Annotated in this window: 4 protein-coding genes and 1 pseudogene; 1 reads left to right on the forward strand and 4 read right to left on the reverse strand. The window is 37.7% G+C overall.

The features are described 5' to 3' along the window. The first annotated feature begins 4 nt into the window (after nucleotides 1-4). A complete protein-coding gene (locus AC1DJR_RS15905; protein WP_429687373.1) occupies nucleotides 5-415 on the forward strand; it encodes a DUF3908 family protein in 411 nt (136 codons plus the stop codon). A gap of 32 nt (nucleotides 416-447) precedes the next feature. Here the strand turns inward: AC1DJR_RS15905 and AC1DJR_RS15910 are convergent, their stop codons facing one another. The 4 genes and pseudogenes from AC1DJR_RS15910 to AC1DJR_RS15925 form a co-directional block, all read right to left on the reverse strand. Next, nucleotides 448-1,038, reverse strand: coding sequence for a class I SAM-dependent methyltransferase (locus AC1DJR_RS15910; protein ID WP_477002991.1), 591 nt, complete (start codon nucleotides 1,036-1,038; stop codon nucleotides 448-450). A gap of 92 nt (nucleotides 1,039-1,130) precedes the next feature. Next, nucleotides 1,131-2,693: a SagB family peptide dehydrogenase gene (locus tag AC1DJR_RS15915; protein ID WP_429687374.1), complete on the reverse strand. Its 1,563-nt coding sequence runs from the start codon at nucleotides 2,691-2,693 to the stop codon at nucleotides 1,131-1,133. A gap of 22 nt (nucleotides 2,694-2,715) precedes the next feature. Next, the gene (locus tag AC1DJR_RS15920) at nucleotides 2,716-4,665 is read right to left on the reverse strand and encodes a TOMM precursor leader peptide-binding protein (protein ID WP_477002992.1); all 1,950 of its coding nucleotides are present in this window, start codon (nucleotides 4,663-4,665) and stop codon (nucleotides 2,716-2,718) included. Then, nucleotides 4,662-5,558 (reverse strand): annotated as a pseudogene (locus AC1DJR_RS15925) (bacteriocin maturation protein); the annotation flags it as partial. The pseudogene AC1DJR_RS15925 and the gene AC1DJR_RS15920, both read right to left, overlap by 4 nt.

Consider the following 5,558-nt stretch of genomic DNA (forward strand, 5'->3'; position numbering starts at 1 on the left):
CAGTATGGCAATTAACATGAACACAATCGAAGAATGGATTGCTGAATCAAATGCAAGAAACGAAGAAGACTTAGGAAACGTTGTTGAAGAGATGAAAGAAGTATGTGTCGGACTTGATAACGCGACATTAATTTATACGAAAAACGTATTTTGTTTCGGTAAGAAAGTAGAAGTGTTTTTCTTCTTCCAAGATCACGTCGTTATCGGAGAAGAGAAGGAAGAGTATATTGAGATTGAAAAATTAAAGTATGATGATATTACAAATAGTAACTTAAAAACAAATGATAAAAATACAACGTTAGAATTAAAATTTGCTAACGGGAAATCTATCAGTTTAGATAGTCTGAATGATAACTACGGTACGAAAAACTGGTTATTTGCAAGACAAATTAAGAGTATTTTTAAAGTAATCTAGTAAAAAAGGCAGACCTTGAAAGGTCTGCTTTTTTACTTATTTCCTATTAAACAAAGGCAYCCTCTTTCTTCGTAACATTTYACGCTTGTAAATCCCGTCTYATAAAAAAGGTTTACTAATTCTTCGGTCGTCTTAAATTTATCCATATGATATTGGATTTTGAAAGTTTCAGCGACTAGTAAAAAGGATCCATTCGGTTTTAAGACGCGAAATACTTCTTTCATATCATTCTCAACATCAGGCCAAAAGTAGTGGGTTTGAAAAGCGGTAATGAGATCAAAGAAGTCCGGATGATATGGAATAGAGGAGACGCTTGCTTGATGAATAATTACTTTCGCTGCTTTGACATCCTTCATATTTGCTTTCTTTGAGTTTTCAACAGCTTGATTGGAGTAGTCGATCCCGTATATTTTCCCAAGTGGAGTTCGTTTTGAAAGAGTCTGTATGGTTTTACCACCCCCACAACCAATATCTAAAATAATTGCATTTTCACGTATATGTATTTTTTGTAAAGCCCAATTTGTTAGTCTCGTATGCGCAGCATTCATAATGCAAAGCATAGAGGAACCAATTGTCCCGCGAGGATTTTTCGCTTGCTCGATTAATCTTTGTAAAATACTCAATTCAAACTCTCCTTTTATATAAGAATATGTATTTATTTCGCTTTTAATAATTTAACTCCTTTAAAAAAAGCACGCCATTAATCGGCGTGCTTCTAATTATGCAAGGACCCTTTTAGCCAATTTCGCGCTCGATACGCCCCAACCGGAATTTGAATGAGTGAAGTTTCATTTCCGGCATCAATCCCGTACAATTGATCGCATGAATTTGTATCAAAACTTAGTAACGGATGCCCGCCCATCCCCATAGCGGTCGCAGCTAAAACGAGTTTATGAACGAGCATGCCAGCTTCCATTTGATGAATTCGATATCCTCTATAACCTAATTTATTTTTATAGTAACCTTTATTTCCGATTACATGTAGACAAAGTGGTACTTGAAAAAGATTTACGTTATCCATCGTCATACTGGATTGCAGAGAATAACGAAGATCTCCGTACCGAATTGGCTGTATGGAATGTGTCCTACTGTTATAAGTGTAAGCGCCGTTTTCTATGTCTTTTACGTTATAAAAACATCCATATAGTGAGACTCGTGCGTTTTCATTTAAATATTTGCCATCAAGGTCGTTGTAATAAGGGAAGGAGAGGCTCGCTGCTTGTAGTAGAGTAGCAAGCTCGGCTGCATCCCATTTCGTTAAAATGAAGTCAGAATCAGGTGAATATCGTTTTTTACAAAGTTGTAAGAAATCATATGATAAACGTTCCACTTTAGGTAGCTGTACAGCATGTGGACTATATTGTTGTCGTTCTTCACAGGTAAATGTTTGGAAGTGTTCTGTTGATTCAATCATAGAAGCCGCGTTTATTTTTTTTATCATCGGATATTCATCTACATATTTTGAGCGAACGAAATGCTCATGTGTTAACGGCGGGATTTGCTGCAACAAGTCATGAGAAGTAATAGTTTTATTTTCGTGATGATCATCATGAAACCAATCTGTATTCGGTTCTGTACTTAAAGGAATAACAGCATACACACTTTCTTCACCTTCTGACAGTCCAAGTAAATGATTCATTGCCCGATCTAGAAACTGAAAATATACACCATTTGTATAACCAAATTGTTTTGCGCATTCAAGTAATTGACCGATTAGAACACCGCTATCTAATCCTTGAAGACGATACGAAAAGTTATTGTATTTAAAGAAGTTTTTCCAAAACATAGTGGATACAAATGCAGCACCAAAACAAGAATGTACGTTACAACGATTGCCGAGTGCTTCTGTAAGATAAGAATCGAAATTTCCTTCGCGAAGTAAGATAAGACGGTGATGCGCGGCGTCGTAATGGTAAATGCCGTCTGGATAATGATCAATTTTTAAATACATATATAATTCATTCGGATATAAAGCACCCCCAGAAGGGATGAATCTTCGAAATAGAGTCGTTGTTTTATTATTATCTAGGTTAGTAGTAGGCTGACATAATTGTGTTAAACCAAATGAGTACCAAAGATAATGACCGATTTCCTCTAAGTTAGGTTTAGTAGAAGAATTCCGCAAAGTTAATGGGATTTCTAAAGAGAGAGGGATTACTGGTAAATTTCGATATAATTTATAAGGAAGTGGTGCGTCTTCCCAGTCAATCTCTTTATCGGACGACATAATTTCATTAATAGAAAAATGGAGATGATGTAAAAAAGTATCAGGTTGCATCAAATTTCCCCCTCACTATGAATTATGGAAACGGATGCGGATGTGGATTTAAACTTTCATTCGTTAAAGGCTCAGCCCAATATCCAAGTGTCATCGGTACGGTATACACTCTATCCAGTCCTGTAACCCGAGTGAGATGGTGACCGAACGTCATCGGTAACATGCCTGGAATAATTACTTTTACACAATGTAAGCCGTTCTTTTCTATAAGGGGGACCGTTTGATCTACAACAATTACTTCAAGTCCAGATTGATGTAACCTGTTTAAAAGTTGATGAAGATCAGATGTTAAATCCATATCAAATGATTGTAATGCATTCATTTCTTGGAACGTTTGCACTGGAGCATCATCACGTAAAAGGAAGTGAAGACGCTCTTCAGCTTCTTTCAATCCGTACAGCATACTATGGTCTTCCATTTGCGAAACAAGATATGGATCTTGTAAACAGTTTTCATATTTCTCTCTTTTTTGTTCAAGCTCTTCATCTGTTATAAGTAACATGCCCGCTATTTCATGAATTGCATTTTTTACAGCTCGAATTGGTTCCATATGTGCGCCGCCAGCACAGACGAGATTCATACCATCTTGCCTTGTATTTTTCGCAATGACCCATATGCTCGGAATACCATGTTCCATCGTCGCGTTGAAAACGTATAATTCATATCCAGTAATTGTGCGTAAGCGTTCCAACATTAGTTGCAATTCAGTATCATTGGCTGAACTAAGATCGAGACGGGGAAGAGGTAATTCGGCATACCAAGTGAGCAAAAAGGCGTCACGCTCTACAATTTCTAAAATGCCGTGAAAAATTGCTTCTTCTAAACTACCACCAATTGCACATCCATTTGATGTTTCATACACGAAAGCATCTCTATGACCAAGGCTATAATAAGCGATTGATTCTGGAACTAGAAGTGGTCGGTTTTGTAATAAAGAATATCCCCATACCCAGTTTTGCTCATATTCAGGATCAAACGGCTTAAATGGAAAACTATCACGATTGTAATGTTCATTTGTATGKACACCAAGTGTGAGGGGATTCAGTGCAAYATCTTCTAGCTCACGAAAACTGCCATGTACATTTGTTTTTTTTCCACGAGGCGACATACCGCAATAGCGTTCTAAACCTTCTAAAATAGCGGTTGCTTCACTAAGTGCAAATGAATGAGTCCGGCCCGCGACACCTTCATTTCCAAACAGTAACGGCATGTTTATAATGACATCAGCAAACGGTAATAGAGAATGTTGCATTTGGCCGTTTAAAATACCAGTCCGGTAATCTAAATAGTCTCTCGTTAAAAATGTGTTTAGCTCATGAATGGAACGACAGCGATACGTTTCAGTACTCGTTTTCAAACTTGGTTGTAAAGAAATTTGCGCTGCATCTGCTGTATCGTCAGGCAAATTGCTGCATACCGGACAGAGAGGGTCTGGAAGAAACGAATTCCGGGTACATTGTAACGTTTGTAAGTCCAGTAAAATGAGTTCGTTTTCTAAAGAAGAATATCCATGAGCTAATATTTTCTCTGTTTCAGCATGAATGAGCTGGCACATTTGTAACATTCCATTTTGGGTGGCGCGTACATCACGCCTCGTCACGTTCTCTGCTTTTAATGCATATTTTCGTTGTAGTTCCCACATTTCTTTTTGATCAAAGCCAGCTATAAACCGGCGTCCATCAGCGCAGTGGGAACATCCAGTTGTAAGAGGCTTCACGTAAGGACCGATAATACCTTCACCAAACGAAGTAAACGCGCGAAGCCACGGAATATTATTTGAGCGAAAGATAAGCTCAGCATCACGATGTACGGAAGAAGGAGACCCGTCATGTAAAACGAGAGCAAGATGAATGTTTTCAGGGAGAGATTCTGTAATTGTATGCTGGCGGATGAGTGAATATTGCTTACACAATTGCTCATGTACATAGTCTGTGAGTAGGCCATCTCCTATAAGTAGTATGTTTTGAGTCATTGGTCATCCTCCTTTGCAATTAATACCCCATATACACCGTCTAAGTTGTCTCTTAAAAATGACTCAATAGCTAAATCAAAAACGAATGGATACAAGTTGTTTTCCGTTAAATTTTGCAAAGCAACTTGTAAAGACTGTACGCCTGGAATTTCTTCCTCTTCTTGTATTGCTACTCTAACAGGATCCGTACTATATAAAACAATGGATGATTCCGGTAACATATTAGCTTTATAAGGAATCTCTTCATTTTGAATATGAAGGAGTGCTTGTTGCAGAGCATTTCTTAATGCGAGTGTTATATTAATATTTGCCGCACCATACCATCTATCATTAATACCGATCCAAACGACAGGAAAACTAAGTAACTCCTCACTCATTCCTACTTTAGGTATTTCATGAATTGTAGAGAGAGCATCGTAGTAAAACCTACAATGTTTATCATGAATTTCGGTTAAATAAAGCTCTGTAATCTCTTCTAGCATATGTGATTGGCGTTCATATAACTTATTATTTAAATATTTTTGGAGTGCTCGGTATACACCTTCTGTCATCGTTTCCCCAGCACCAATACCGATATCAGTATGTTCGGGGATAAGACGATGAATCATTTCAGCTACATATGTTTCAACTCCTGTTAAACCAGCTTCGCGGCGTGCTTCATTATGAGTTAATCCACCGCAAGTTATAGTAGGAAGGGGAGAGGTAGGTCCGTCTGATAATGGATTTGCAACTTGAATATTGCACTGTGATAAAGGCAATTGGTATAAATCTTGTTCATCCCACATGTGGAATATGCCAGCTTCTTTAGAAGTTAACGCATCAAAAAAACGAAAAAGTTCAGTTGAAGTATATTGTCCGGAACGTTGGGCAAGGTTTTCTTGAAGATTTTGCAC

Source organism: Bacillus sp. 05T31 (genome assembly GCF_056396725.1).